The 1,092-nt window shown below is 35.4% G+C and carries 2 protein-coding genes; both read right to left on the bottom strand.

Annotation, left to right across the window (positions count from 1 at the left end):
- Nucleotides 1–293 precede the first annotated feature (293 nt).
- Nucleotides 294–590 (bottom strand): HigA family addiction module antitoxin, encoded by a 297-nt coding sequence (locus tag Xentx_RS18085; protein WP_074021867.1) that lies wholly within the window; start codon nucleotides 588–590, stop codon nucleotides 294–296.
- Entirely contained in the window at nucleotides 590–868 is a 279-nt protein-coding gene (locus Xentx_RS18090; RefSeq protein ID WP_074021868.1) for a type II toxin-antitoxin system RelE/ParE family toxin, read from the bottom strand. The genes Xentx_RS18085 and Xentx_RS18090 overlap by 1 nt, the downstream gene beginning before the upstream one ends.
- Between the last annotated feature and the right edge of the window lie 224 nt (nucleotides 869–1,092).

The raw sequence follows: 1,092 nt of genomic DNA on the forward strand, positions 1-1,092 counted from the left end.
CTACCATTTTGACAAGCTATTTAGAATGAGTGAAGTCTTTTTTCTTAGTATAAAATTTCAAAAATAGATCCACTGACTTGTACTTAAAATACTTGTTCATTTAATGCCTTTTTTTAAACTTAATAATTACCGCTTAAATTATTATATCATAAAAACAACATAAAACTTCAATTAATTAGAACAGAAAATCTTTTAATAATTAATTTTATTTATGTTAAAATATTATTTAAAATAAGCTATACGATTAGGCAGCTTTAAATTTAAGCAGCCTAATTAGGCTAACTGAACCACAATTAAGATAAATTCGTTGACGTAAATAATGGGGTTAAATTTGAAACATCAACGGTCTTTTCGGCTTTATCAAGGCTATAAGAATCTTGTAATTTTAACCACAACCGAGGGCTACTACCAAGAACCTTAGACAACTTCACAGCCATCTCTGGTGTCACAGATGCTTTACACGTTACAAGTCGCTGCACTGTAGAAGGTGCAACATCTAAAGCTCTAGCAAGATCGCGAATACCTAAACCCAGCTCTTCTAAGGCATCGGCAATAATTTCACCGGGATGGGGGGGATTGTACATCTTCATTAGTGATAATCCTCGTAGTTTACGATATATGCATCGCCGTCAATAAACTCAAATGTTACACGTAAATTGCCTGAAACAGTAACAGCCCATTGCCCTTGCCTATCTCCAGTTAACGGATGTAGTTTATATCCGGGCAGATTAATATCCCCTATAACTTCCGCATCATTGATCACAGCAAGTCTTTGCCTGAGCTTTTTTGCATGTTGGGGATTAATGCCAGATGCTTTCCCTGTTTCGAAAAACAGACGTAACCCTTTATGCTTGAAACTCTTTATCATTCCCAAAGTGCTCCCTGTTGCGCTACAAGAAACATTATAATGTTTTGTTCCCTTTGACGCAACACTTTTTACCAGTCAAATACAGGAAATTCCTGCAACACATCAAATTCAGCCGCAAAATGTATTAATTCAATACCAGAGCTATATATATGTTGCAATCAATCGCCTAGCTGGTTTTGATAATCCAAGCCGCTTCAACACTAAATAGCTTGTCAAAATGGTAA

The sequence above is a fragment of the Xenorhabdus thuongxuanensis genome (genome assembly GCF_001908095.1).
Classification (GTDB): domain Bacteria; phylum Pseudomonadota; class Gammaproteobacteria; order Enterobacterales; family Enterobacteriaceae; genus Xenorhabdus; species Xenorhabdus thuongxuanensis.